Origin of the sequence: Legionella steigerwaltii (genome assembly GCF_001468065.1) — a bacterium.
Taxonomy (GTDB): domain Bacteria; phylum Pseudomonadota; class Gammaproteobacteria; order Legionellales; family Legionellaceae; genus Legionella; species Legionella steigerwaltii.
Genome location: NZ_LNYZ01000038.1, coordinates 119885 through 141278 on the forward strand (window position 1 = coordinate 119885; position 21394 = coordinate 141278).

Here is a 21394-nt window from a genome sequence, read left to right on the forward strand (position 1 = left end):
GTAAGAATTTACCAAAAAAATAGTATAAAAAACATCAAAATACAATGCGTCATAGCATATAAGGTGTAACAAATCATTATAAATTTACCTTATTGGTAAAAAAATTATTGTAATTTTTACCATTGAGTGATAGTCTTATCTAAATAAATTAGATAAATAAAAGGATTTGTTGATGAAGTTTGATGTTGAGTTATACATTAATGCTAGGAAACAAATAGAAAAAAAGTTTCAATTATTGCCCTATGGTCCTAGATTAATTATTTATGAGCTATTAAATCTTGCAAATCCTTTTACAGGAATTGTATCTGACATTAGTTATCGTGATCTATCAAGATCCTTAGAGATTAAAACCGCTCCAGGTCGAATCAACAGTGGTGTTCCATCTAAGCAAACCATCAGAAATTTCATAAAGTCTATAGAACATGAGTGTGGTGAATACTTTCAAGTTATAACTGAAGGGCAAAATTTAAAATTTATATTCCCAGAGGTTCCTAAGATCTATGATCAATTGATTAGAAGGAAAGAATTTAACACAGATCTTAATTCACCTAAATCCCTTATAGATTCTGATAGAGAAGGAGATTTAGAGGCAAAATCTAACGTAGAAGTTAACAGAGAAGCTAACACACTAAAGAACTCTGCAAAGAATATTAATATATTTAATATAACTAACTCAAACAAACAAACTGACATTGCGAATAATGATTTTTGTCGCAGAAAAAAACAAATTGATGACAACTTTTACCCAAACGCAAAAACCATCGAAATAGCATTTTCCATGGGGCTAACTAAAGTCACCGATTTTCACGAAATTCAGGCTTTCATCAAACACAACAAGAAGCAAAACACTCAATGGGCGGATTTTAATCCAGTATTCATTAACTGGCTGGAAAGGGATGCCCAATATACTCAAAACAAACAACAAAAGGCACAAGGACAATTAAGGAGTCATTACAATGAGCGTGGTACCAATCAAAGCACTCTTCACCAAACACCACTCCAGAGAGTCAGCGAGCAGCATGGCATTTCAATCGAATCACTCTGGGGCAACTCCGGCGATGAACTCAACTCCGGTGCATTTATCGAAGGAACACTTGTCCAGGCTCTGGATGAGACTGACTGCAATCTACGGACAGCTTTTTATTAGTAAGCATGGGGAAAAGGATACGGGTGTTTGGTTCGCTGCACTTAAAGATTTAACTCCAAAAGCATTAGACAGTGGTGTGGAGCGATTAATGACCATGAGTAAAAGTGATAAGTTTTGTGAATTTCCACCCAACTGCCTTCAGTTTCGTGCTTTGTGCCTTGGTTTCTACAGTGATTTGCGCCTGCCTTCTGCTGCTCAGGCGCATAGAGAGGTTTTAAACAGCGCCTATTCAGCGAACCCAAACTGGAGTCACGCAATTGTTAAATTTACTGCTAAACGATTAGGGGTTAAATTTTTGGAAATTGATAATGAAGGTCATTCTTTTTCGGTATTTAAGGAGGCATATGAACAGGTATGTCATTTAATGAGACAAGGTCACCAGATCCCGGAAATTAAAGAGCAGGTGTTGCTCGCAAAGCCCCAATCAAAAGACATTGCAACAACACATCTTGCAAAAATACGCCAGTTATTGGGGGTTGCATGATGAAACAAATTCCATGTTTAAAACTGTTTACAAAGGAAGAGCTGTACTGTCTTTTAAACGCCTGCTCTGAGTCTTTGGCTCTGGCCTACCAGGAAATTCATGAATGCGATTTATGGCACATTGCGATGGAGGCACGATTGGCATGTGAAGCGCTTCGATTCGAGATTGATTCACAAAAAAAAGAGCATTCAATTCATTAACTAATAAAAGGAACACAGCATGCTAATACTTATACACAGAATCGAAAAAGCATCGAATTAAAGTTGTTGGTTTGGTTTATAACCAGGATATAAAAGGGATCACTAATGAATATAATAAAAACACTCATGCTATCCACAGTGCTAATAGTCATGAATGGGGCTGCTTTTGCTGAGACTGAATCAACGCTGGAAAACAATCGGAAGACTCATCTCTTCTCCTTAACTTATAATAAAATGACTGCTCAGAGAGGAGTCGACACTTTTAACAAGATTCTTAAAGGTGGCGGTCTTTATGCTCTTTTGCTTTCAATGAACACAGAGCTTCCTGATATAGCAAAAACAGCGGAGTTTGTAATGCTATTCAATGAGATTAATTCTACAAACCAAATTCTGTCACGCCTTCTAATGGAAATGCAAAAAAACAATCAATTATTACGCAAGAATACGCCCAATAAAGGAGTTGCTATGGATGGATAAGCAATCCTTTTAAAGCTACAAAAAAATATTATTCATTAAGTAGGAAAGAATAAAAAATGAGCATTAATTTAGTCTCAGGGGATTTCTTTACCCAAAAAAAGGAGATTTATTAAAAATGAAACAAATGAAGCTTAAAAAATCATCAGTATTCCTAAGCACCTTGCTTTTATCGGGAGCCGTGTTTTCGGCCTCTCTGGATAAAGAGGAGTTGGCTTCAGAGTGCCAATTTTTGGGAGCTAGTTTGAGCCAATTGGCAAAAGCCAACCTCAAAGAGTATTGCACAATCGATGTAGGTTATTCAGGAAGCATGGTGGAGCAGTCTGCCTCCTTAATTCGAGGCGAACGCATGGAACTTGCACGGGATAATCTCGATTTTGCGAATAGAACATTAGCACGCGTTGCATCTAATTATAACGATTGTCCTTATTTCTCATCAATGACACGACCTTTTACACAAAAAATCAATCATTTAATTCACGAATTAGATTCACTCAATCAGCGTTCATCAAACTAAAGGAGAGCATTATGAATGTAAGTGCAGTAATCAGAAAGAGCAGTATCAAGCTCTATGAATTTATGAGGTGGTCTCTGCCCTTGCTGGTATTAAGTTGGCTTATTGTTTTATGCCTTACCAATATAGGTCATGCAGAAGGTCAAAATTATTTGAGTGGGGTCAAAAGCGACGTCAGTGCAACCTTCGGTAAGAATTCGGATTTGCCTGGGTATTTGTATGCAGGAGAAACGCTGGTGGCGGGCGTTACCTGGATGAAAACCAAAAGTCCTTGGGTGTTTGTGGGATTGCCTTTACTCATGATCTTCACGCATTGGGGTTTAAGTTATGTCGCATAACTATTCCACATTTATGTTGTCAGAGGAACCACGCATAGCAGGGATTCCTTTGACCACTGGATTACCCGTGTATTTGCTCACGGGTATTGGATTACTAATTGGTTATGCACCGCAGCTTTTTGTGATTGGGGCCGTTTTAAGTTTAATCATGCATGTTCAGTTTGGTGGGCTGCCTTTACGGGTTTTATTAGGCATTATTTATTGGTCCTTACCGCATGCCATGACGACGCTTATTTTTAGGTCATTCCCTAATTCCGCGCATCGAATCTACGTGGGGTGAGTTTATGAATCGTGTATTTCGTGACAATGTGCTTTCAAAAAATAAAGTATTGCTTCATCTGACATTGGCTTGGGCAGTCACATCCACCATTGCGGTGTTCATTTTGGGTGGGCTTTGTGTTCATGTTGTTAATAACAAAGAAACTCATTGGTTGCCCATCTGTACTGAGGATGGTTACTTCTTGAGTAACTCCTCCTTTTCACCTTCTTATATTAAAGACATGACTAAAAAGGTCCTTCAATTACGATTAACCTACAATCCAGACACGGTAGCAGCTCGATTTGCTTCATTAGTCCATTTAATTCCTGCGTCTCATCAAGAGGCATTCAAAACCATTCTGGACTCAGAGTCTTTAGTGGTGAAAGAAAAAAATATTAGTTCCGTGTTTTATGAAAAGAACATTCACATTGATGAATCCACTCTGCAAGCCAAGGTAGATGGAACGTTAAATCGAACCAGTCATGGTCTTGAAGTGAAACCACAAAAGAAAGTGTATTTAGTCCAGTTTGCGCACTTTAACGGGATGATGTGGCCTAAGACTATTAAGGAGATCCGTCAATGAACGCACTTCAAATCCTCGTGTTAAGTAGCGTGTTTGCTACCTCACTGCATGCAGGCAATACGGCAGCCACGCTTAAATTTGAAGAAGGAGAGCGATTTACGCTGTCTTTGTCTTCGCTTAACTTTAATCGCATTGATGTAGAAGGTGAACGAATAGTTAAAGTCAGCTTCCCTGAGCACTCCTTTATTGTAGAGCAAAGCAAAGAATCTGAGAATGATTTAGATGGTGCTGTGGTTTTAAAGCCCTTAGCGCATATTCCGTTAACCGTCTATTTCACAACAAATCTGAATCATCATTTCTCAGCCACTGTATCTCCCACTGAGGATTTAGGTAAGACCATTAAATTGGTATCTAAAAAATTAAAAGGGTTTGATTATGCTAAGGTGCAAGAGCAGAGCCAATACCAACAAAGTGATTTAATGACAGCGCTTATGGAGGGAACCACACCTTCTGGTTTTCAAGAAGTGGGGATTAAACCCGCAACTTTCCGTCTAAATAAACAGTTAAAAGTAACCCTGGTGAAACAATACCGAGGCAAAGAGTCTTCGGGCTATGTATATCGCATCGAAAATCAATCCAGTAAACCCATGGAATTAACGCCAACATTATTCGAACACTCCAAACTGATAACGATGGAGTTGTCCGAAAAAATGTTGCAACCCAGTCAAACCGCCTATTTTTATGGCATTTACCGTGAACAATCCAACATCGGGTAATAAGGAAGCGTGTCATGATGAAACCGTTTAAAAAGTTAATGAATAAAAGTAAAAAAGCCAATCTTAATCAAAGTGCCAAAATGGAGCAGCTTCGTAATGGCTTGGTTTTTCTACTGCTTGGTGGACTGTGTTATGGATTCTATTTTTATTCGTCAAAGCCACAATCTAGGCTTCCTGCAAATAAAAAGCCTGTGTTTGATGGGGTATTAGACAGCGCCTTTAGTAAATTAAGTGATGAGGCCGTACTTGAAAAACAACAACGCCAAATTGATGCACTCAAAGCCTTGGTAGAAAAAAATAAAAAGAGCACACCTAATAAATCAGACGATCTGGTTTCCGAAAACCAAGCTTTATTAAGCGCCATGCAAAAACAATTAGAGCAGCTTGCGCTTGAAAATAAAGAAATCAACGGAAAACTACAGGTGGCGCTTCTTAAAAATTCACAAACCAGTTTAGCGGCGGTGGTCGCAAGACCGCCTACGCGTGAAGAAATAGAGGCCCGTCATAAACAACGGATTTTGGATGAAAAAGCTTATTATGGCAAAGCAGGCCTTGAAACGGTTCATTTTAATTACCGCCGTCAGCAAAAAGAAGAGCGTACACCAGATAATTACGTATGGGCAGGAACCCATGCTGAAGGATTTTTACTCAGCGGGGCAAAAGGGGATGCTGGGATTAATGGTGCTAAAAATATGGGAACGGCACTGATTCGCTTGGATTCTAATGGAATTATGCCCAACAACCGTCATTCACGCCTTAATGGCTGTCTGGCTATTGTCTCTACGTATGGTGATTTGTCTGATGATGCGGTAGTGATGCACCTTGAAACCCTCTCGTGTGCGAAACCTAATTTAAGTTTTGAGCAAAAGGTGTATGGGGCAGTGTATGACTTGGATGCGATGCAAGACTTACGCGGTACGTCCATTTTAAAAACCAAACCTCTTTTAGAATACAGTGCGGCTGCAGGGATTTTAGCAGGCTTTGGGGATGGGCTTAAAAACCTCAATACGGCTCAGACCATTAATCCAGGTGCGGGCACCATTACGACTTATGGTCAGGCCTCCACCCTCATGCAATCAGCAGCAGGAGGAGCGGTAAGTAATCCGGCCAATAAAATCTCCGATTACATTATGAAAATCGCCGATATTTATCACCCTCTGGTGGTGGCGCGTGCAGGAAGACGTGTGTCCATCATGTTTACTAAAGGTTTTTGGATTGATAGGGCGCACCAATCCTTTGAATCGGGTAAATCCATTGATAATCAATCGGCTCAAAATGAAGCTGCGATTACAACAACCATTAGCCGAGCAGGTGGTGAAGCAGGGGAGAGTAGGAGTGGAGAGCCTTCAACGCCGCAATCCCCGTTTCAATCCGATACGCAAACGGCACAGCAATTTTTAAATCAGAATGGGATGCCCAATCAACCCCTCTTTTCAACCGTTAATCCTACAGGAGACGTACATGGTTAAAGCATGGCTTGTTTTGCTCTGTTGTTGTTCGGCAGTGACGCTTACGGGGTGTTCACGATCCATTTTTGATCATCAAGATGTTCGCTGTCCTTTTGTCGAGCGTGGTGGGTGCCAAAGCATGGAGCAGGTGAATCGTATGGTGGATGCACGGCGATTTACACCGGATGGGCAATACGTGCAACAAGAGCAATGTGTAGGCTGCAGCACCTACTCAAAATAAATGAAACGGAACTTTTTTAGGATTACCTATGTTCGCAACACTAAAAAAATACGTCCAGGGTTTTAGGGATTCAATCGATGACTATTTGGTTGAAGGGGAGGAGGAGTCGTCTTCCCAAAATGCCTTAAATGTTGGCGATCACCAATACCCTCTTTTTTGTAAGGAACTTCCTTATCATTATTATGATGAGGAATCGCACTTATTTATTAATCGCTGGAACTCAGGCTTATTGTATCGCATCACACCGTTAACCGGCGCGAATGAAAAAATTGCAGAGCAGTTGGATTCGATTTTAAGAACGAAGGTTTCTGATGAATTTAGCTTACAGCTCATCTTAGTCAAACACAATCAAGTGGGACCTGAGCTGGATGCTTTTTCAAATCAGTTCATGACTCACGATTTTGAGCAGTTAAGTGTGATGGGTAAAAGCCTTCGTTCGTTTTATGGTGAGGCCGCAGTTCATGGATTTAAAACCAATACCAATGTCAATCCTAGGATTACACAAACCGAATGTTATGTCGTAGTTGATAAAATCAATGGAAAAAACGAGGAAGACGTTAAAGCCCACTTTGCTCAATTTCGTATTGCTTTTGAAGCCTCGCTCATATCAGCCAAAATTGGTTTTAGAACCTGTAATGCTGAAGAGTTATTACGCTTACTTCATTTTTATCTGGCTCATGAACCCGATAATATTTACCCAAAATCCTCTTCTTATGATCCGACACAATTAATTAAACATCAGGTGGTTGGCCGTGATTTTGATATAGAGGTAGCCAAAGAAGGCCTGCTTTTTAGTGGGGTTAATAATCAAGGAGTGGCTTTTGAAACCGTGGCTTCCGTGATGACCATTGATGGCTTGCCAGGTGAATACCATCTTTGGGACAATATTAATAACAGCGCCAATATTTTTCACCCAGAGCAAAGCATTCCCTGTAATCACATTATTTCTGTTACCTACCTGGTTGACGAGCAAAACAAAGCGCAGGGGCGTGCGAATCGCAAGACCAGTGATTTGGATAAAAAAGCGAAGGGCGATTATGCGCTGCATGTTGCAGGTACCGAAAAAAAAGCGCGTGAATGGCGTCATTTTCGTGATGATTTGGCTTCCGGAAAGACCCGCTCTTGTAAGATGCTGTATAACGTCGTGCTATTTTCCAGACGCTCCGAATATGCCCGCGATATAGAAGCGGCGCGTACATGCTTTGCCTACAATGGTATTAAGCTTGCTTTAAGCCGTAGGATGCAATCCCCCTATTTTTTGGCAACCCTCCCTTTTTTATTTACGAATCATCTCCAAAAGGGATTTCAGCTACCCACGATGATGTGGCCTATTTCCTCATGGAATGCGACTCAATACATGCCCATTCTTTCGGATTGGGCGGGGACTGGGCGGGGCATTTTATTGCCGACACTACGCAACCAATTTTCCTGTATCGATCCGTTCTCGGGTAAGTTGGGCACGAATTACAACATTTCTGTGACCGGCACGTCCGGTGGAGGTAAAAGTTTTTTCATTCAAATGCTAATGCTCAACGTGCTGTTTAACGGAGGGGATCTCTTTATTGTCGATGTAGGGGGAAGTTATAAGAAGTTATGCCATGCCTTAGGTGGTGTTTATCTGGAATACTCCAATTTGGCAATGAACCCCTTTACCCATGTCACCAACATTGGCAAAGAAATACAGCATATTCTTTCTTTATTTCAATTATTAGCGTGCTCTAAGGATGGGGCCAGTGATGATTCCCGAGGAACGTTACGAGAGGCAATACTGCAGGCGTTTTTTGAGCATCAACAAACCACTTTAATTGATCATGTGCAGTCTAAGCTTCTGGAATTGCATCAGAACGACCGAGAAAAATACCCTACAGGAAAAATTCTGGCGAAAAATCTTGATCCTTATTGTACTCATTCAGAGCATGGGACGGTCTTTAATGCGCCATCTAAATTAGCGCCTGATGCACGCATTATTGTCGTGGATTTAAAAGAAATTGAGGACGATGAACACATTCGTGCGCCTGTATTACTGTCTATTTTGTCTCAGTTTCAAGGCCGTATGTTTAATTCTGATCGCAGCCGTCAAAAAATGTGCATCATTGATGAAGCCTGGTCCTTATTCTCTGGTGATCAAATTGCAGTTAATTTCATTAACCGAGGTTTTCGTACAGGACGGCGGCATAATGCTTCTTTTGTGACGATTACGCAAGGTATCGATGATTATTACGCCTTTCCTGAAGCACGTGCTGCTTGGGAAAATTCTGCAATCAAACTCATTTTTCTTCAAGATGCAGATTCGCTGGCCAAACACCAACAAGAACATAACACGTTTTCTGATTTTGAATTTAAATTACTTTCTTCATTTCCTAAAGCGAAGGAGGCTGGATTTTCACAAGTTCTGATTCGTGCAGACGGTATTTCTTCGTTTAATCGACTTTTTGTTGATCCGTTTACACGGGTCCTATTGTCTTCCGATGGTCGCGATTATCAGGCAGTAATGGATTATATCGCACAAGGGCGCTCGTATATTCATGCAGCCATGTTGGTAGCCAACAAACATTATGGTTTATCCAAAAGTGTGTTGGTAGAGGGAGGTCTTGCCGATGCTGCGTAATTATAAAGCCCAACTCTTAATTCTAGCGGGTTTGGTTTTGTCTGGCATGGTGTTATGGAGCATGCACAAGACCACACCGATTGCTGTAGTGGATATGCAGCGCTTACTGAATCAGCCGGCAGTTTTATTGAGCCAAAGTAACTTATCAGAACAAGAACAAAAGAGGGTGTTAAAGCAGTATTCGTCGTTGTTGCCTCAGACCTTGTCTCAGTATGGGGCTTCTCATCATGTGACCTTAATCACCGCAACAGTGATCTCCAGTGGACCCTTCGATGTGACGGATGAGGTGATTGCAGCAACCTTGGAACAGTTGGGTGCATTATGAAGAAAGTAGCGGGTTTGATTGCAGCACTCTTAATGAACGGAGCTCCGGCATATGCCAAAAACTTAGGCAATTACGGCCAGCTTTTTCCTGTTATTGAGCAGGACATCCGCCAGGTCATCATGGCGAAGCTGCATCGCTTAGAGCAAACAGGCGCCCTGAAACAGCATCAGCAACACATGGTGGCGCGAGTAGAGGAGCACGTGAGAAGACCAAAACCTCTTCATTTACCTACGACGAACACTCCTAAAACGCATGAATTAGATCCAAGTATCGTCGTGAATCATACGCTTTATACCCATGATGGGGCGATGATTGCGAAGAAAGGGGCACACCTTAATCCTTTTGAACGCGTGTCCTTTTCTAAAACGCTGTTTTTCTTCGATGCTGATGATCCGAAGCAACTTGCCTGGGCCAAAGCGCATTATAAGCATTTTGATCAGGTGAAATTTATTTTAACCGGAGGGGATGTTAAGGAAGCCTCTGAAGCTTTGGGTTCGATTTATTTTGATTTGGAAGGGCGCTTGAGTCGTTATTTTCACTTAAAGCATGTGCCTTCAATAGTCAGCCAGAAGGGATTGGTTTGGCGTATTCAAGAAATTGGGCAACACGAGCTACACAAATAGGAGTAGGTACTATGAATAAAAAAACAGTGATTAAAATAACCAAAGGCATTGGTTCGCTTAGCGTGTATGGGATTTATCATCTGTTTATTGGATTAATTCTCACCTTCATTTTTTCTCAACATCCTCATGAGTTACTTCATGAATTAAACGTAAACTCATGGCCTGCTTACTTAGCTGTAGCGGGTGTTGTGATTGGAATTTATTTATCCCTGTCTTCCTGCCTTTCATTTTGTGAGGGAACAGCAAACCATCAATACCGAATCTTTGATTGGAATAAGGTTACTTTTTATATAGAAATTTTAGTCCATATGACCTGGATTTTGCTCCCAGCACTCTTAATCCAGCATGCCGAATCGCTAAGAGCATTGAATCATTCATTAATTATTTTGGGTGTTGTTTTTTTCTTAAGCTTTGCAATGAGAAGACGCAATCGTCTGCAAATTATTGGTGGATTACTATGATGCGTCGATTCATTTCCCTAATAGCACTGCTTTTTTTACTGAGCCCGCTTAGCGGCATCTATGCCTCGCAGTGTAAAGGGCACTTCGTCAATCCAATTACCGATGTCTGCTGGAATTGTTTGTTTCCACTCACCATTGGCAGTAGTGAGGTGGTTAAAAGCAGTTATCCTGATACAAAAAATCCAGGTAATCCTTTGTGTTTATGCCCTACACCCATTGGAGAACGCTTAGGCGTCACTATTGGTTATTGGGAACCAGCGGCCTTGGTTGATGTAACTCCTAAACCATGGTGCATGGTCAATTTAGGAGTGCAACTGAATGTCACTAAAAAAGGGTTCGGGGGCTCACAAATGCCGGAGACGGATGGACGCGGTGCGTTTTATTACGTTCATTGGTACAAATACCCTCTGGTCTATTGGTTGCAAGTGTTAACGTCCTTAGGGTGTATGGAAACTGAAGATTTTGACATCTTATATCCGTCGGAGTTAGACCCCACTTGGAATGATTCAGAACTGGCCTTTGTTCTAAATCCTGAAGCCGTTTTATTTACCTCCCCGCCTGCAAGAGCTTCTTGTGCCTTTGATGCGACCAAAGCACTTGCAGGCACTGCCGTGAACAGTCTTTTTTGGTGTCAAGGTGCCCAAGGCTCTACGTATCCATTAACGGGGTTTGTTGCGCATCAAGCAAGTCCTATAAGTACCGCAGCCTTACTTGCAGAACGCGTTGACTTTAAATTGCATCGACCACCGACACCTGCGATTCGCGATTCAATAGGCCAAGATTGGCCTGCTGTATGTCATACCTATGCATCGAGCATTATGCCCAAAGACCGTTATCGTTATCAGTTGGTGAATACTTTGCCTGAAGCGCGTCAATGCCATCCGTTTGGGCAATCGGTGATTGGGTGGGAAGCAGGGCACACCTATCCAGGTGATGGAGACAATTTTGGGTTTTTGATTTGGAAGAAAAGAAACTGTTGTTTTCTTTAAATGATGGGGATGAATCATGAATGCATTTGGAATTTTTTTAAGTAGCCTGTTTTTAGTCACGGCAAGCCATGCCAATGTGAATGATTTTATTAATGCGGCATCGACAATGGGGAAGGCTGCGCAGGATTCAGTAAGCCAGGTCACGTTGGCTCATTGGAATGCGACATCCAATCAATCAAGTGCCCAAAATAAGACCTTGATTGATCAGATTATTGAACGTTCACGTCAAGAAGTGCCCGTTGCTCAAAAAGGCCAAACGGTTGATGGAGCCGTATTATTTGTTTCTTTTTCCATGCCAGAGCCCTTGTTGTTTTCACTGAGCAATGAGGCGGCTTCTTATAAAATTCCAGTTGTGATTAATGGTCTGATTGAGGGGGATTTTAAAAAAACCATAACAGCGTTTTCCAAGCTTCATGCTAAGGCCAAGGAGTCCAAATGGGCGTTTAATGGGGTATCGATTGATCCTCTATGGTTTGAACAGTTTCATATCACTGCGGTGCCTGCACTTGTTGTGAGCAAAAGGCCGAGCTCCTGTGGACAGCAATTACTTTGTCCCGAACAGACTTATGATGTGGTGTATGGCAATGCATCTATAAAAAACAGTTTACAACTCATTGCACAGAAAGGTGACAGTGCAAACGAGGTGGCGCAGGCGCTTTTGGAGAACGCTCATGTCTAAGTGGGTTGTGTTTATGACATTACTCTCTATGGGATGTTTTGCGAATCAAACAGGAACGGATTTTAAAACCTTTAATAATTACGCCAAATCGTTAAACGCCCAACCTAAAGATGCCATGCACGGGTTTGATCCCCATGCTCTTTTTGAACAGTACACAGAGCACCCTGAACAAGAAGGGTATTATCAAGGGGTTCAAAAGGAACAAACGGATTTATCCAGTCAAGCTCAAGCGGCGATTAAAAATGATCCTGGTGCCCAAACAGTCATTGATCATTTTGGAACAAACCAATTTGAACTCAATCTTGCCAATTCCGTATTGGCTCAATCCCAATTGATTCAGGATGAAAGTTATGCGATTACGCACGGTCTTTCCAATGATCGCGTTCAATGCTCAAATCAAAAGCCTGTCTGCACGATGAAGACGCATGAAGAACAATGCTTTAGCTCTCGTTTATTACCCGATCAAACGTGCACCAAGCACCTTAAGGTGCTGGTGGATTCTGAAAAAGTGGTGCAACGCGCTGATTTTTCGTTTTCGGTCGCTAAAAAATGGACCGGAGTGATTAGTGTGAATTTGGTGACTGGAGCAATCACTAATGCCGTGGCGGGCTCGGTTCCTTATCCCATTCGGATGAAGCATCCTTGTGATGGAATGAGTGCCACTATTCATTCGATACGAAATAATGGTGCGAATGCTTATTGGGTTCAGGTGATTGGCACCCCAACGTGCGCTAATAATGGGTTGTTGACCTTTTATATTAATAAAGGATGGGGCCGAATCTATCCCATTCAAGTTGCTTTGACGGTCACAGCACACTCCAAACCCTATATTAGCCAAGAGTATTGGGACAGTAATTGCACGAGCTTTGAAAATAAGGGCTCGCTGTGTCGAGTAAAAAAAGAACAATGCACGGATACTCAATCACCTAAAGTAATTGATGGCCTTCCTGTATCACGCGCTTGTTGGGCAAACGAACTGACGTACTCCTGTTCCAGTAGCGCCGCTGATGAATGCATCGTACAGAAAAACAAAGGGTGTTTTCAAACAGGCTCTGAGTGTGCTCGTTTTGATAAGCAGGCTTGTGCCCTGTATAAGCAAACGTACAGCTGTCAGGAAAATGTGTGTGAAGCACCTATCGAATGCATTAAAGACTTATTTTGTGCCGATGGTGACTGTACAGAGCATTCCCAAACCCAAAACAGTGATTTTGGGCAAAGCGTTTCTTCTTTAGCGGTTGTGGGGGAAGCGGGGCATGAATTAAGTCAACAGTCCAATGCATCTCTTTTTGGCGGACAGGCAGTGCAATGCAAAATATGGCCCTTAGATATTATTGATTGCTGTCATGATAAAGGATGGGGAAAAGACATTGACTTAGTTCATTGTCGTGAGGAAGACAAAGCGCTAGGAAAAGCTAAGTTAAATTATGTTGCGCATTATCTAGGTGAGTTTTGTAGTGAAAAAGTGGCTGGGGTTTGTTTAGAACACAAACGCTCTTACTGCGTCTTTCCAAGCAAAATGGCGCGAATTATCCAGGAGGCTCGCCTTATACAAATTAATGGTCATGGTTTGGGTGATGCAGAGCATCCAACCTGTTCAGGAATGAGTGTTGCGGAACTGCAGAAGATGGATTTGGGTCGGGTTGATTTTGTTGAGCCCATCTATCCTTTTGGTCATGGGACACCCAATAAAGCGGCAGGGATTGCAGGCGATCTAAAGATCAAATCTCAAGATCCTAAAAAATCCATTGATGAAGTAGCTCTGCGAATGCAAAAAAAGGCAGGTGAATTATGAGCCGCCTGTTGATGCTGATAGTATGGGGACTGTTCGTGGCATCGCTTCATGCAGACATTGTGCAGGAGCATGCAAAAGGATTTCATTGGTATAGCGTTGAAGAGGCGCCCAAACCGATTAAAAAAATAGTGCAGCCACGACCTGCAACCGTTGCGAAATCCCCTTATGAGCGCTTAATGGATAAACGTCAGGCCACACTGAATAAGTTGGCCGAGGCGTTGCTCTCTCCTTCATTTGATTCAACACATGAATACATGAAGGCGCAGATGGATTATTCAAAAAATAACCAGCAATTTGTACGCTATTGGCAACAAGTCTTATTAGTCCATCCTGAATTGGATAGCACGCTTAATTTTCCAACCGATAACTCAGCGATTGCAGTACGCAATGATGCACAAAAAGTATTAATCAACAAAGTCATTCATGAAAGCAGTGCGCGTTTCGGCTTTATCTTATTTTATCGTGGCACGAGCTCCATTTCACAAAAAATGGTCATGCATTTGCTTCCCTTTATTAAAGAATATGGTTTTTCCATGATTTCAGTCAGTACGGATGGCCAACTCATTGATGGACTTCCTAATCCTAAATCAATTCCTCTGGAAATGGTTCAAAAACAAGTAGCACTTGAGGCGAAGTACATGCCCGCTCTTTATTTTGTGGATTTAAAGAGTAACAAGATGTCGCCAGTGTCTTATGGGTTTTTATCTTTAGAAGAGTTGAGAGAGCGCATTTTTGATGTGATGACGCAGTTTAAACGGTTTAGTTATGAAGGAGTGAATGAATGAAAAAAAGGTTCTTTTTAATCGTGCTATTCCTTCTCAGCACAGAGGCGTTTGCGAATGTAGCACTGAATGAATTAACCCAGCTCTTAAATAAAAAACAAGAGCAACAGGAAATGGCGCGTACCAAGAACAAAAGAATCAATGCGCTTTCGGAACAACATTACTTTATTTTTATATACCGCTCCACATGCCCTCATTGTCATCAATTTGCGCCCATACTTCGTGATTTTGCATCCAGTTTTCATATCCCTGTAGAGGCTTACAGTTTGGATGGAGAGTCTTTGGATGGATTTGATTCAGCCAATTTAACACCCGAACTGTTTCAAACCCTATATGTGTCTGGTGAATACAAGCCCGTAGTGCCAGCCCTGTATCTCGTGAATCGTCCTACCAATCAAGCGTATGCCGTGTTGTTTGGTGAGGCAGAGCCTGCACAACTTGCAAACCGCGTGGATGAACTGATGACGCATTTGGAGGAAAAATTTCATGATGAGTAGATTCACAACTTCGCGAGATGACTATGTTTAAAAAAACCGTTGCCGCTTTTTTGTTGTTAGGGACCAGTCAGCTCTTTGCGAATGCAGAATCTGATTTATCCCATTTTTTTAATAATTTGGGGTTTGATGCCAATGTGACGGGATCGCATGCCTATCAAACACAAGCGGCGGGTTTCGCGGCTCTTGGTTCTGTATATGCCCGTAATCAAGTACGTACCATCCGCCTTGCGCATGTGGATGTGCCTGGGATGCGTTCTGGTTGTGGCGGTATCGATCTCTTCGCAGGCGGTTTTTCCTTCATCAAGTCGGATCAGATTGTGAAGTTCATGCAAAATATTTTATCAGGAGGAGCAGGCTACGCATTAAACCTGGCCTTAGAAACAGAATTGCCTGAAATTGCACATGCGATGCAGTTTATGCAAAAACTGGCGAATGAAATTAATGGCACCAATTTTAATTCCTGTGAAATGGGTGAAAATTTAAGTGCTGCGGTGTGGCCGCGAAATAGGGCGGCACAACAGCGTCTTTGCGAAGATTTAGGTCGCCACAAAGGAACCTTTACGGATTGGGCCATGGCACGTCAGAAATGTTCCACAGGTGGTGAAGCCGATTCCATATTAGCTGAGGCTAAAAATAATCCTGAATACAAAGACCGTGTGTTAATTAACACCAATATTGTTTGGGACTCCTTACAAATTAATCAGTTTATTGCACAAGATCCTAAATTAGCCGAAGTGTACATGTCCATTTCAGGAACCATTGTCTTTAACGCGAAAGGGGCGTTAATGACTTACCCCTCACTTGCAACCAATCAAGATTTTATTAAGGCCTTGTTGTATGGAGGAAAGTTACCTAGTTACCACTGTACTGATACAGGGCCACAGTCGCATTGCTTATCCATTGATGCCACAAGCACACAAGAAATCAGTGCCAAAAAAGCTTTGGTGGCTCAAGTCCAGGAATTACTGCAGGGAATTTATGACAACATTAAAATGGGCAAAGAGTTATCCGATAAGCAAAAGGGACTGATTGAATTAACACAACCTGCCGTTTTTAATCTTATTTCTGCCAATGCGCAACAAAACACGGGTATTCAAGGCAGTTATGAGTTGGCTCAAAGTGTGGCAACGGACCTTTTAGCACAATACCTTTCCAATTCCCTCGATATTATTCGTGCCTCTCTCTCAGGAAAAGAACTGGGTGCTCACAATGAAGAGCGGTTATACAAAAACCTGCAACTAGCACAACAGTTTGTAGCACGTTTTAGTACGGAGAGCCGTGAGCGGTTTAATGCAGCGTTACAGACGAATGAATTAATTCGCAACAACGTCAAACAAGCATTAAGTGCATTAACACCCACTTTAAGAACAGCCTATTATGGAGACGCGCAATGAGTCTTTTAACCATTTATACGCCTCAAAATGGAGAGTATCTAAAAACAGTACTGGATGCCATGGTCACGCTGCTTGGCACGTCAACCTACAAATCGGCTCAGGACATAGTGAGTATTCTTGCGGTAGGCATTGTCGGGTTTCAATACGTGAGTGGTAAAAGGATTCAAGCCATTAGTCGTTATGTTTTGTGCACGTTTGTCTTTTTGTTCTGTATTTTAGGAATCAAAACGCCGGTAGCTATCATTGACATGCAAACAGCGGATTCAGCGGGACCTGCACTAACCGTAGATCATGTTCCTTTAGGCGTTGGTCTTCCTGCGGCACTTATTAGTGGCATTGGGTATGGGATTACTCAAGTATTTAGTGACGTGTTTCATATGCCGCAGGATTTAGATTACACCCGAACTGGCATGTTGTTTGGTTCACGTACCTTCTTAGCGTCCACCAGTTCTAATTTGTCTTTGTCGCCTGAGCTCTCTCGTGATTTATCCACCTACATTAGGCAATGCATTTTTTCAGCCAAACTTTTGGGGAGTCAGCAAATTGCACCCAATGAGATGAAGAACAGTTCTGATTTAATTCGGCTATATTTTGAGCATCCATCTCCCATTTATCGTGTCTTATTTCATGATGGGTCTAATTTGAGCTGTATTGAGGCTGCAGCACGTTTAAAACCAGAACTTAATGAGGGAATAGAAAAACAACTCGTTCATTTATCCAATATTATGACCAAGGGCGACAAGGAGAAGTTTAGTGATGGTTTGGCGGCAGCTCATTCCTATTTTATGAACGTGTCCAAAGATGCAGCCCAAGTACTCACACAAAATATTTTAATCAATGCCACCCGAGAATCAGCCCTTGATGCCTTTGCTTTTGCTGGTGCGGATGCGGAGCTGATGAATTACACCAACAGTTCCAGTTTGCAAAAAATGCATGTGGCTGAAGCGAACAGTTTTTGGCTTGCAGGGTATCGGCTTCCTTATTATATGACCGTCTTTTGGATGTTGACTCTGTGTATTTTTCCTTTAGTGATGTTGTTAGCGCTGGTTCCCGCCATGCATGGGGTATACATGATCTACATGCAAACCCAAGTGTTTTTATGGTCTTGGCCTCCGATGTTTATCATTATTCATTTTTTTGTGTCCTTAGCTTCCTCTACCACACTGACTTTATTTGGTTCTAAAAATGGTGGGGTTACTTTTTCAACCATTGATTCCATCGCCAGTATTCAAAGTAGCTTTGCGTATACGGCAGGGGGCTTGGCTATTAGTGTTCCAGTGATTTCCCTTTTTATTGCCAAAGGCTTACCTAATTTATTAAGTGCTGCGTCTCAACATCTAGGAGGAATGGCGCAATCGTTATCTACAGGAGAGGCTCAATCGGCCACGCAAGGAAATATCTCCATGGCGTCTTACAGTGGTTGGAACATGAACTACAACAACACGCATGCGAATAAATGGGATACCAATTATCAGCATATGGAAGGGCGGGCTACTGTTCAAACGGATAATGGTGCCTTGCTTTCGCAAGGATTGGATGGGTCGCGCGTGATTAATGCACAGTCTGCAATGAGTCAGATGGCAACGCGATTACACGCATCCGACCGAATCAGTGCCTCATTGCAAGACAGTGCAAGCCAATCGTTCCAGAATGCCCAATCGCATCGAACCAGTGCAGACTCTCATTATCAACAAGCCTTGAGTGGACTCTCTCAATTTAATGAAAGCGATGCCAGTGAGGTACGGGAAGGAACGGGTATTAATAGAACGCTCAGTAATGCGTTGAATCAAGATGTTCGTCAAATGCAAGACGCGGTTAACCAATACAATCAGCATCATGACAAATCAGGACAAGTGTCGTGGGATGCGGCGGTTTCGGCCAGGATTGATACACGCAAAGGGGTATTTGGATCGTTCGCCCACGCAGTAACGGGTATTTCTGGGGAGGCGAGCACGAGTTTGAAAACAGGTTTGTCTGCTTCTAACTCGGTTCAAGCCTTTTTTAACTCCAGTGAAGGTCAATCATTCTCTAGCGCATTGAACCACATGGAGTCTACAGCTAAGACGCACCACATGGATGCCAATGATTCGTTTAACTTGTCGAAATCGGAACAAATCGCAGCCAACCTATCTCAAGGACATGCTTTATCCGATATGGCCTCAGCAGAATACAGTAAGGGAGAACATTATCAGCACATGGCTAATCGTGTGAAAGAGCACTCCGACGGGATGGATAGAGTATTGGATCAAGCGTTTCACGATTGGGCGGTGCAGCATCATGGGGTGCAAGCTGAAAAAGCATTGATGGGGACAGACGCTTCGAGCTTAGACACGCAACAACAGTTGGCTGATCAGTTTATGAGATCTTCCCAAGGGCAATCGGCAGTAACAGCGCAAGTAAGCCGTATGATCCACTCATCATCTGATCAAGTGAGAAGTCAATTTGAAGCGCAACGTGCTTCGATGACTGCTCATCAAAAAGCACTCATCAACCAAGCTCATCAGGATGGTGCTGGAGGCGTTTTAAATAAATCGCAAGAGAGACATTTAAGCCAGGTGCAAGACAACACCATCCAGCAAGCGCACGATCTGCGTATGGATAATCGAGAGGATTTATCGAAGGCCTATCAACACCAAGAGAGCAGTACCCAACAGGAGATTAAGGCATCTGAAGCGGATTTAGCGAATCGCCAAGCAAAACAAAAAAAAGATTATGTAGACAATGATCGCGGGTTTAAGGAAGGGCGTTATGAATAAGCAAAAACTCGCGCTTACGTGTGCGCCCAGTGCATTGGCTTCTTCAAGAAGAGTGGTCAAACCGATGGATTTAAAATCATGAAACAAAGCTCCTTGCAAAATATGTGGCAATTTATGAGTGGCGGTCAGATTTTTGACTATAAAACAAAAATGATGATTCAGGTAAGTCAACGTATTTTTCACTGGGCTGTCTTAGGTTTTGTCGTGCTTTTTTCGCTGATTATGGCGTTTTATGCATCGTCTGAATTGAAGCTGGTGGTGCTTAACCACATTTCAAGGTTCTTGGTTAAATTCCATTATGGGGAGTATGTGTTATGGACCAATCTGAATGGGAGTAAAATTACAGCGCTTTTTTATCAAAAAAGTCCCCTTATTCAAGCATCCGTGCAGCAGGCACAGGACGCTCTTTGGAGAAAAGCGCAAGTTTCTTTATTTTTTGGTGGAGCGGTGTATTTGTTGATTACGCAGTTGTTTTCCCGTTTCTTTATTAAGTTAGGTGAAAAATACACCAAAGATCAATTTGTTTCTGGTACGCGCTTAGCGTCTTCGCCTAAAGAAACCATCAAATCGGTCAATGAATCACAACGTGGTGCTTCAGAAATTAAACTTTTGAATCGCCTACCTATGCCTAAGTATTCTGAAAAACAAGGGATGTTGTTTCATGGCACAACGGGGGCTGGAAAAACGCAAGCCATGATGATGCTGTTGGAGCAAATTAGGGCGCTGGGCGAGCCGGCAATCATTTATGATAAAGAATGTACCATCAAACCTTATTTCTTTGATGAGCGCATTGATGTTGAACTCAATCCCATTTCAGAATTATGTGCCAATTGGAAAATGTGGCGAGAATGCGCCAATCCGTTGGAGTTTGGTTCCTTTGCCACGTATTTAATTCCTAAATCAGTTCAAGGTAGCGATCCGTTTTGGGTTGACTCAGCAAGAACCATTTTTACCTCGATGGCGTGGAAAATCAGGGATTATGTAGAAAAAGATCCGGTGTTTCTTCTGCAGTTATTACTCACCACCTCATTGGAGGAAATCAGGAACATTCTCAAAGGGACTGAATCTGAAAATCTGGTGAGTAAGGAAATTGAAAAAACGGCCATTTCCATTAAATCCGTGTTGGCAACCTATACCAAGGCGCTTCGCTTTCTTGAGGGACTTGAGAAGTCGGGTAAAGAAGACTTTTCGATTAAAGAATGGATTGAAAATACAACCGATTCTAAAAAATACAATAAAGGGTGGTTATTTATTACCTCACGCTCCAAATACCATAAAGAGATAAAGCCTTTAATTTCTCTGTGGTTAGGACTAGCTATGCAAGGGGTGCAATCCTTGGTGGCTAATAATAAAGGGCGTATATGGCTTGTCATGGATGAATTAGCAAGCCTGCATCGTTTAGAAACCATTTCAGACACTCTGGCAGACATTCGTAAATTTGGAGGGTGTGTTGCCATTGGCATTCAATCCATTGCGCAATTAGATTTTATCTATGGAACCCATGAGGCCGGAGCCATTGCGGATCTACTCAATACATCCATTTATTTTAGGAGTCCAAAATCGAAAGTGGCTAAGTGGGTTTCCGAGGACTTAGGTCCACAAGTGATTAATGAAATGAAAGAAAGTCAGTCTTATGGTCCTGATTCTGTTCGTGATGGTAATACGGTGGGTTCGCAACGCACCAAGCGAAATACGGTCGAAGAGGGCGATATTATGACTCTTGATGACATGGAATGCTATGTTCGTTTGGTAGGAAACCATCCCATTACCCGCTTGAAAAACAAATACATTGAGCGTAAAGAAATTTGCGTACCGCTTATTGAGCGAACCATCAATTTTGATGCATTGGAAAAAGTAAATCACCGCGCGTTAATGGTGCAGAATAACCCTCAAAGAAATGACGACGTTAAAAAAATCCATCAATTTGAAACATTGGCGCATGAGGTATCGGATAAGGATTTAGTACCTCCTGAATCACTTTATGCGGAACCCAAAGACCAAGCTGCAGCTAACAAAAACGACACCGATGCTATTGAGTTGCGTGAGGCGTCCATTGTTATAAAAGAAATTTTTTAAGTCATCCA

Annotated in this window: 23 protein-coding genes; all 23 read left to right on the forward strand. The window is 42.2% G+C overall.

All coding sequences use genetic code 11. The features are described 5' to 3' along the window. The first annotated feature begins 172 nt into the window (after positions 1-172). The 23 genes from Lstg_RS15525 to traD all read left to right on the forward strand — a co-directional run bounded on the left by Lstg_RS15525 (position 173) and on the right by traD (position 21386). A complete protein-coding gene (locus Lstg_RS15525; RefSeq protein ID WP_058478534.1) occupies positions 173-1147 on the forward strand; it encodes a hypothetical protein in 975 nt (324 codons plus the stop codon). Next, positions 1110-1631, forward strand: a complete 522-nt coding sequence (locus Lstg_RS15530; protein ID WP_058478535.1) for a hypothetical protein — start codon at positions 1110-1112, stop codon at positions 1629-1631. The genes Lstg_RS15525 and Lstg_RS15530 overlap by 38 nt, the downstream gene beginning before the upstream one ends. After that, the gene (locus Lstg_RS15535; protein ID WP_231296978.1) at positions 1628-1831 is read left to right on the forward strand and encodes a hypothetical protein; all 204 of its coding nucleotides are present in this window, start codon (positions 1628-1630) and stop codon (positions 1829-1831) included. The genes Lstg_RS15530 and Lstg_RS15535 overlap by 4 nt, the downstream gene beginning before the upstream one ends. Before the next feature lie 105 nt (positions 1832-1936). Next, positions 1937-2308, forward strand: a complete 372-nt coding sequence (locus tag Lstg_RS15540; protein ID WP_058478536.1) for a hypothetical protein — start codon at positions 1937-1939, stop codon at positions 2306-2308. A gap of 115 nt (positions 2309-2423) precedes the next feature. After that, positions 2424-2822, forward strand: a complete 399-nt coding sequence (locus Lstg_RS15545) for a hypothetical protein (protein WP_058478537.1) — start codon at positions 2424-2426, stop codon at positions 2820-2822. 11 nt (positions 2823-2833) lie between these two features. Further along, a complete protein-coding gene (locus Lstg_RS15550; RefSeq protein WP_010655325.1) occupies positions 2834-3157 on the forward strand; it encodes a type IV conjugative transfer system pilin TraA in 324 nt (107 codons plus the stop codon). After that, positions 3147-3437: a type IV conjugative transfer system protein TraL gene (gene traL, locus Lstg_RS15555; RefSeq protein ID WP_058460907.1), complete on the forward strand. Its 291-nt coding sequence runs from the start codon at positions 3147-3149 to the stop codon at positions 3435-3437. Before Lstg_RS15550 ends, traL begins: the two co-directional genes overlap by 11 nt. Before the next feature lie 4 nt (positions 3438-3441). After that, the gene (locus Lstg_RS15560; RefSeq protein WP_058478538.1) at positions 3442-3999 is read left to right on the forward strand and encodes a TraE/TraK family type IV conjugative transfer system protein; all 558 of its coding nucleotides are present in this window, start codon (positions 3442-3444) and stop codon (positions 3997-3999) included. After that, positions 3996-4715, forward strand: a complete 720-nt coding sequence (gene traK, locus Lstg_RS15565) for a type-F conjugative transfer system secretin TraK (protein ID WP_058478539.1) — start codon at positions 3996-3998, stop codon at positions 4713-4715. Before Lstg_RS15560 ends, traK begins: the two co-directional genes overlap by 4 nt. Before the next feature lie 14 nt (positions 4716-4729). Then, on the forward strand, positions 4730-6184 hold the full coding sequence (locus Lstg_RS15570; protein ID WP_058478540.1) for a TraB/TrbI/VirB10 family type IV secretion system protein: 1455 nt from the start codon (positions 4730-4732) through the stop codon (positions 6182-6184). After that, a complete protein-coding gene (locus Lstg_RS15575; RefSeq protein ID WP_058478541.1) occupies positions 6177-6404 on the forward strand; it encodes a hypothetical protein in 228 nt (75 codons plus the stop codon). Before Lstg_RS15570 ends, Lstg_RS15575 begins: the two co-directional genes overlap by 8 nt. Positions 6405-6432: 28 nt before the next feature. Then, positions 6433-9012, forward strand: a complete 2580-nt coding sequence (gene traC / locus Lstg_RS15580; RefSeq protein ID WP_058478542.1) for a type IV secretion system protein TraC — start codon at positions 6433-6435, stop codon at positions 9010-9012. Continuing rightward, complete coding sequence (gene trbI, locus Lstg_RS15585) at positions 9002-9337, forward strand: type-F conjugative transfer system protein TrbI (protein WP_058478543.1); 336 nt, start codon at positions 9002-9004, stop codon at positions 9335-9337. Before traC ends, trbI begins: the two co-directional genes overlap by 11 nt. Continuing rightward, positions 9334-9960, forward strand: coding sequence for a type-F conjugative transfer system protein TraW (gene traW / locus Lstg_RS15590; protein ID WP_058478544.1), 627 nt, complete (start codon positions 9334-9336; stop codon positions 9958-9960). Before trbI ends, traW begins: the two co-directional genes overlap by 4 nt. A gap of 11 nt (positions 9961-9971) precedes the next feature. Then, complete coding sequence (locus Lstg_RS15595) at positions 9972-10421, forward strand: hypothetical protein (RefSeq protein WP_058478545.1); 450 nt, start codon at positions 9972-9974, stop codon at positions 10419-10421. After that, entirely contained in the window at positions 10421-11410 is a 990-nt protein-coding gene (traU, locus tag Lstg_RS15600) for a conjugal transfer pilus assembly protein TraU (RefSeq protein ID WP_058478646.1), read from the forward strand. Before Lstg_RS15595 ends, traU begins: the two co-directional genes overlap by 1 nt. A 16-nt stretch (positions 11411-11426) precedes the next feature. Further along, positions 11427-12089 carry a type-F conjugative transfer system pilin assembly protein TrbC gene (gene trbC / locus Lstg_RS15605; RefSeq protein ID WP_058478546.1) on the forward strand — a complete coding sequence of 221 codons (663 nt, stop codon included), beginning with the start codon at positions 11427-11429 and terminating at the stop codon, positions 12087-12089. Beyond that, the gene (gene traN, locus Lstg_RS15610; protein WP_058478547.1) at positions 12082-13881 is read left to right on the forward strand and encodes a type-F conjugative transfer system mating-pair stabilization protein TraN; all 1800 of its coding nucleotides are present in this window, start codon (positions 12082-12084) and stop codon (positions 13879-13881) included. Before trbC ends, traN begins: the two co-directional genes overlap by 8 nt. Positions 13882-13892: 11 nt before the next feature. Further along, complete coding sequence (gene traF / locus Lstg_RS15615) at positions 13893-14666, forward strand: type-F conjugative transfer system pilin assembly protein TraF (RefSeq protein ID WP_274519324.1); 774 nt, start codon at positions 13893-13895, stop codon at positions 14664-14666. Beyond that, entirely contained in the window at positions 14663-15160 is a 498-nt protein-coding gene (gene trbB / locus Lstg_RS15620) for a type-F conjugative transfer system pilin assembly thiol-disulfide isomerase TrbB (RefSeq protein ID WP_058478549.1), read from the forward strand. Before traF ends, trbB begins: the two co-directional genes overlap by 4 nt. A 23-nt stretch (positions 15161-15183) precedes the next feature. After that, positions 15184-16554 carry a conjugal transfer protein TraH gene (locus Lstg_RS15625; protein ID WP_238585458.1) on the forward strand — a complete coding sequence of 457 codons (1371 nt, stop codon included), beginning with the start codon at positions 15184-15186 and terminating at the stop codon, positions 16552-16554. Further along, the gene (locus tag Lstg_RS15630) at positions 16551-19310 is read left to right on the forward strand and encodes a conjugal transfer protein TraG N-terminal domain-containing protein (RefSeq protein ID WP_058478551.1); all 2760 of its coding nucleotides are present in this window, start codon (positions 16551-16553) and stop codon (positions 19308-19310) included. The genes Lstg_RS15625 and Lstg_RS15630 overlap by 4 nt, the downstream gene beginning before the upstream one ends. 78 nt (positions 19311-19388) lie before the next feature. Next, positions 19389-21386, forward strand: a complete 1998-nt coding sequence (gene traD, locus Lstg_RS15635) for a type IV conjugative transfer system coupling protein TraD (RefSeq protein WP_058478552.1) — start codon at positions 19389-19391, stop codon at positions 21384-21386. Positions 21387-21394: the final 8 nt, after the last annotated feature.

Bases quoted from the DNA above. Each gene is read 5' to 3' on its own strand.
- Lstg_RS15525 (WP_058478534.1), top strand. From the start codon at position 173: ATGAAGTTTGATGTTGAGTTATACATTAATGCTAGGAAACAAATAGAA.
- Lstg_RS15530 (WP_058478535.1), top strand. From the start codon at position 1,110: ATGAGACTGACTGCAATCTACGGACAGCTTTTTATTAGTAAGCATGGG.
- Lstg_RS15535 (WP_231296978.1), top strand. From the start codon at position 1,628: ATGATGAAACAAATTCCATGTTTAAAACTGTTTACAAAGGAAGAGCTG.
- Lstg_RS15540 (WP_058478536.1), top strand. From the start codon at position 1,937: ATGAATATAATAAAAACACTCATGCTATCCACAGTGCTAATAGTCATG.
- Lstg_RS15545 (WP_058478537.1), top strand. From the start codon at position 2,424: ATGAAACAAATGAAGCTTAAAAAATCATCAGTATTCCTAAGCACCTTG.
- Lstg_RS15550 (WP_010655325.1), top strand. From the start codon at position 2,834: ATGAATGTAAGTGCAGTAATCAGAAAGAGCAGTATCAAGCTCTATGAA.
- traL (WP_058460907.1), top strand. From the start codon at position 3,147: ATGTCGCATAACTATTCCACATTTATGTTGTCAGAGGAACCACGCATA.
- Lstg_RS15560 (WP_058478538.1), top strand. From the start codon at position 3,442: ATGAATCGTGTATTTCGTGACAATGTGCTTTCAAAAAATAAAGTATTG.
- traK (WP_058478539.1), top strand. From the start codon at position 3,996: ATGAACGCACTTCAAATCCTCGTGTTAAGTAGCGTGTTTGCTACCTCA.
- Lstg_RS15570 (WP_058478540.1), top strand. From the start codon at position 4,730: ATGATGAAACCGTTTAAAAAGTTAATGAATAAAAGTAAAAAAGCCAAT.
- Lstg_RS15575 (WP_058478541.1), top strand. From the start codon at position 6,177: ATGGTTAAAGCATGGCTTGTTTTGCTCTGTTGTTGTTCGGCAGTGACG.
- traC (WP_058478542.1), top strand. From the start codon at position 6,433: ATGTTCGCAACACTAAAAAAATACGTCCAGGGTTTTAGGGATTCAATC.
- trbI (WP_058478543.1), top strand. From the start codon at position 9,002: ATGCTGCGTAATTATAAAGCCCAACTCTTAATTCTAGCGGGTTTGGTT.
- traW (WP_058478544.1), top strand. From the start codon at position 9,334: ATGAAGAAAGTAGCGGGTTTGATTGCAGCACTCTTAATGAACGGAGCT.
- Lstg_RS15595 (WP_058478545.1), top strand. From the start codon at position 9,972: ATGAATAAAAAAACAGTGATTAAAATAACCAAAGGCATTGGTTCGCTT.
- traU (WP_058478646.1), top strand. From the start codon at position 10,421: ATGCGTCGATTCATTTCCCTAATAGCACTGCTTTTTTTACTGAGCCCG.
- trbC (WP_058478546.1), top strand. From the start codon at position 11,427: ATGAATGCATTTGGAATTTTTTTAAGTAGCCTGTTTTTAGTCACGGCA.
- traN (WP_058478547.1), top strand. From the start codon at position 12,082: ATGTCTAAGTGGGTTGTGTTTATGACATTACTCTCTATGGGATGTTTT.
- traF (WP_274519324.1), top strand. From the start codon at position 13,893: ATGCTGATAGTATGGGGACTGTTCGTGGCATCGCTTCATGCAGACATT.
- trbB (WP_058478549.1), top strand. From the start codon at position 14,663: ATGAAAAAAAGGTTCTTTTTAATCGTGCTATTCCTTCTCAGCACAGAG.
- Lstg_RS15625 (WP_238585458.1), top strand. From the start codon at position 15,184: ATGTTTAAAAAAACCGTTGCCGCTTTTTTGTTGTTAGGGACCAGTCAG.
- Lstg_RS15630 (WP_058478551.1), top strand. From the start codon at position 16,551: ATGAGTCTTTTAACCATTTATACGCCTCAAAATGGAGAGTATCTAAAA.
- traD (WP_058478552.1), top strand. From the start codon at position 19,389: ATGAAACAAAGCTCCTTGCAAAATATGTGGCAATTTATGAGTGGCGGT.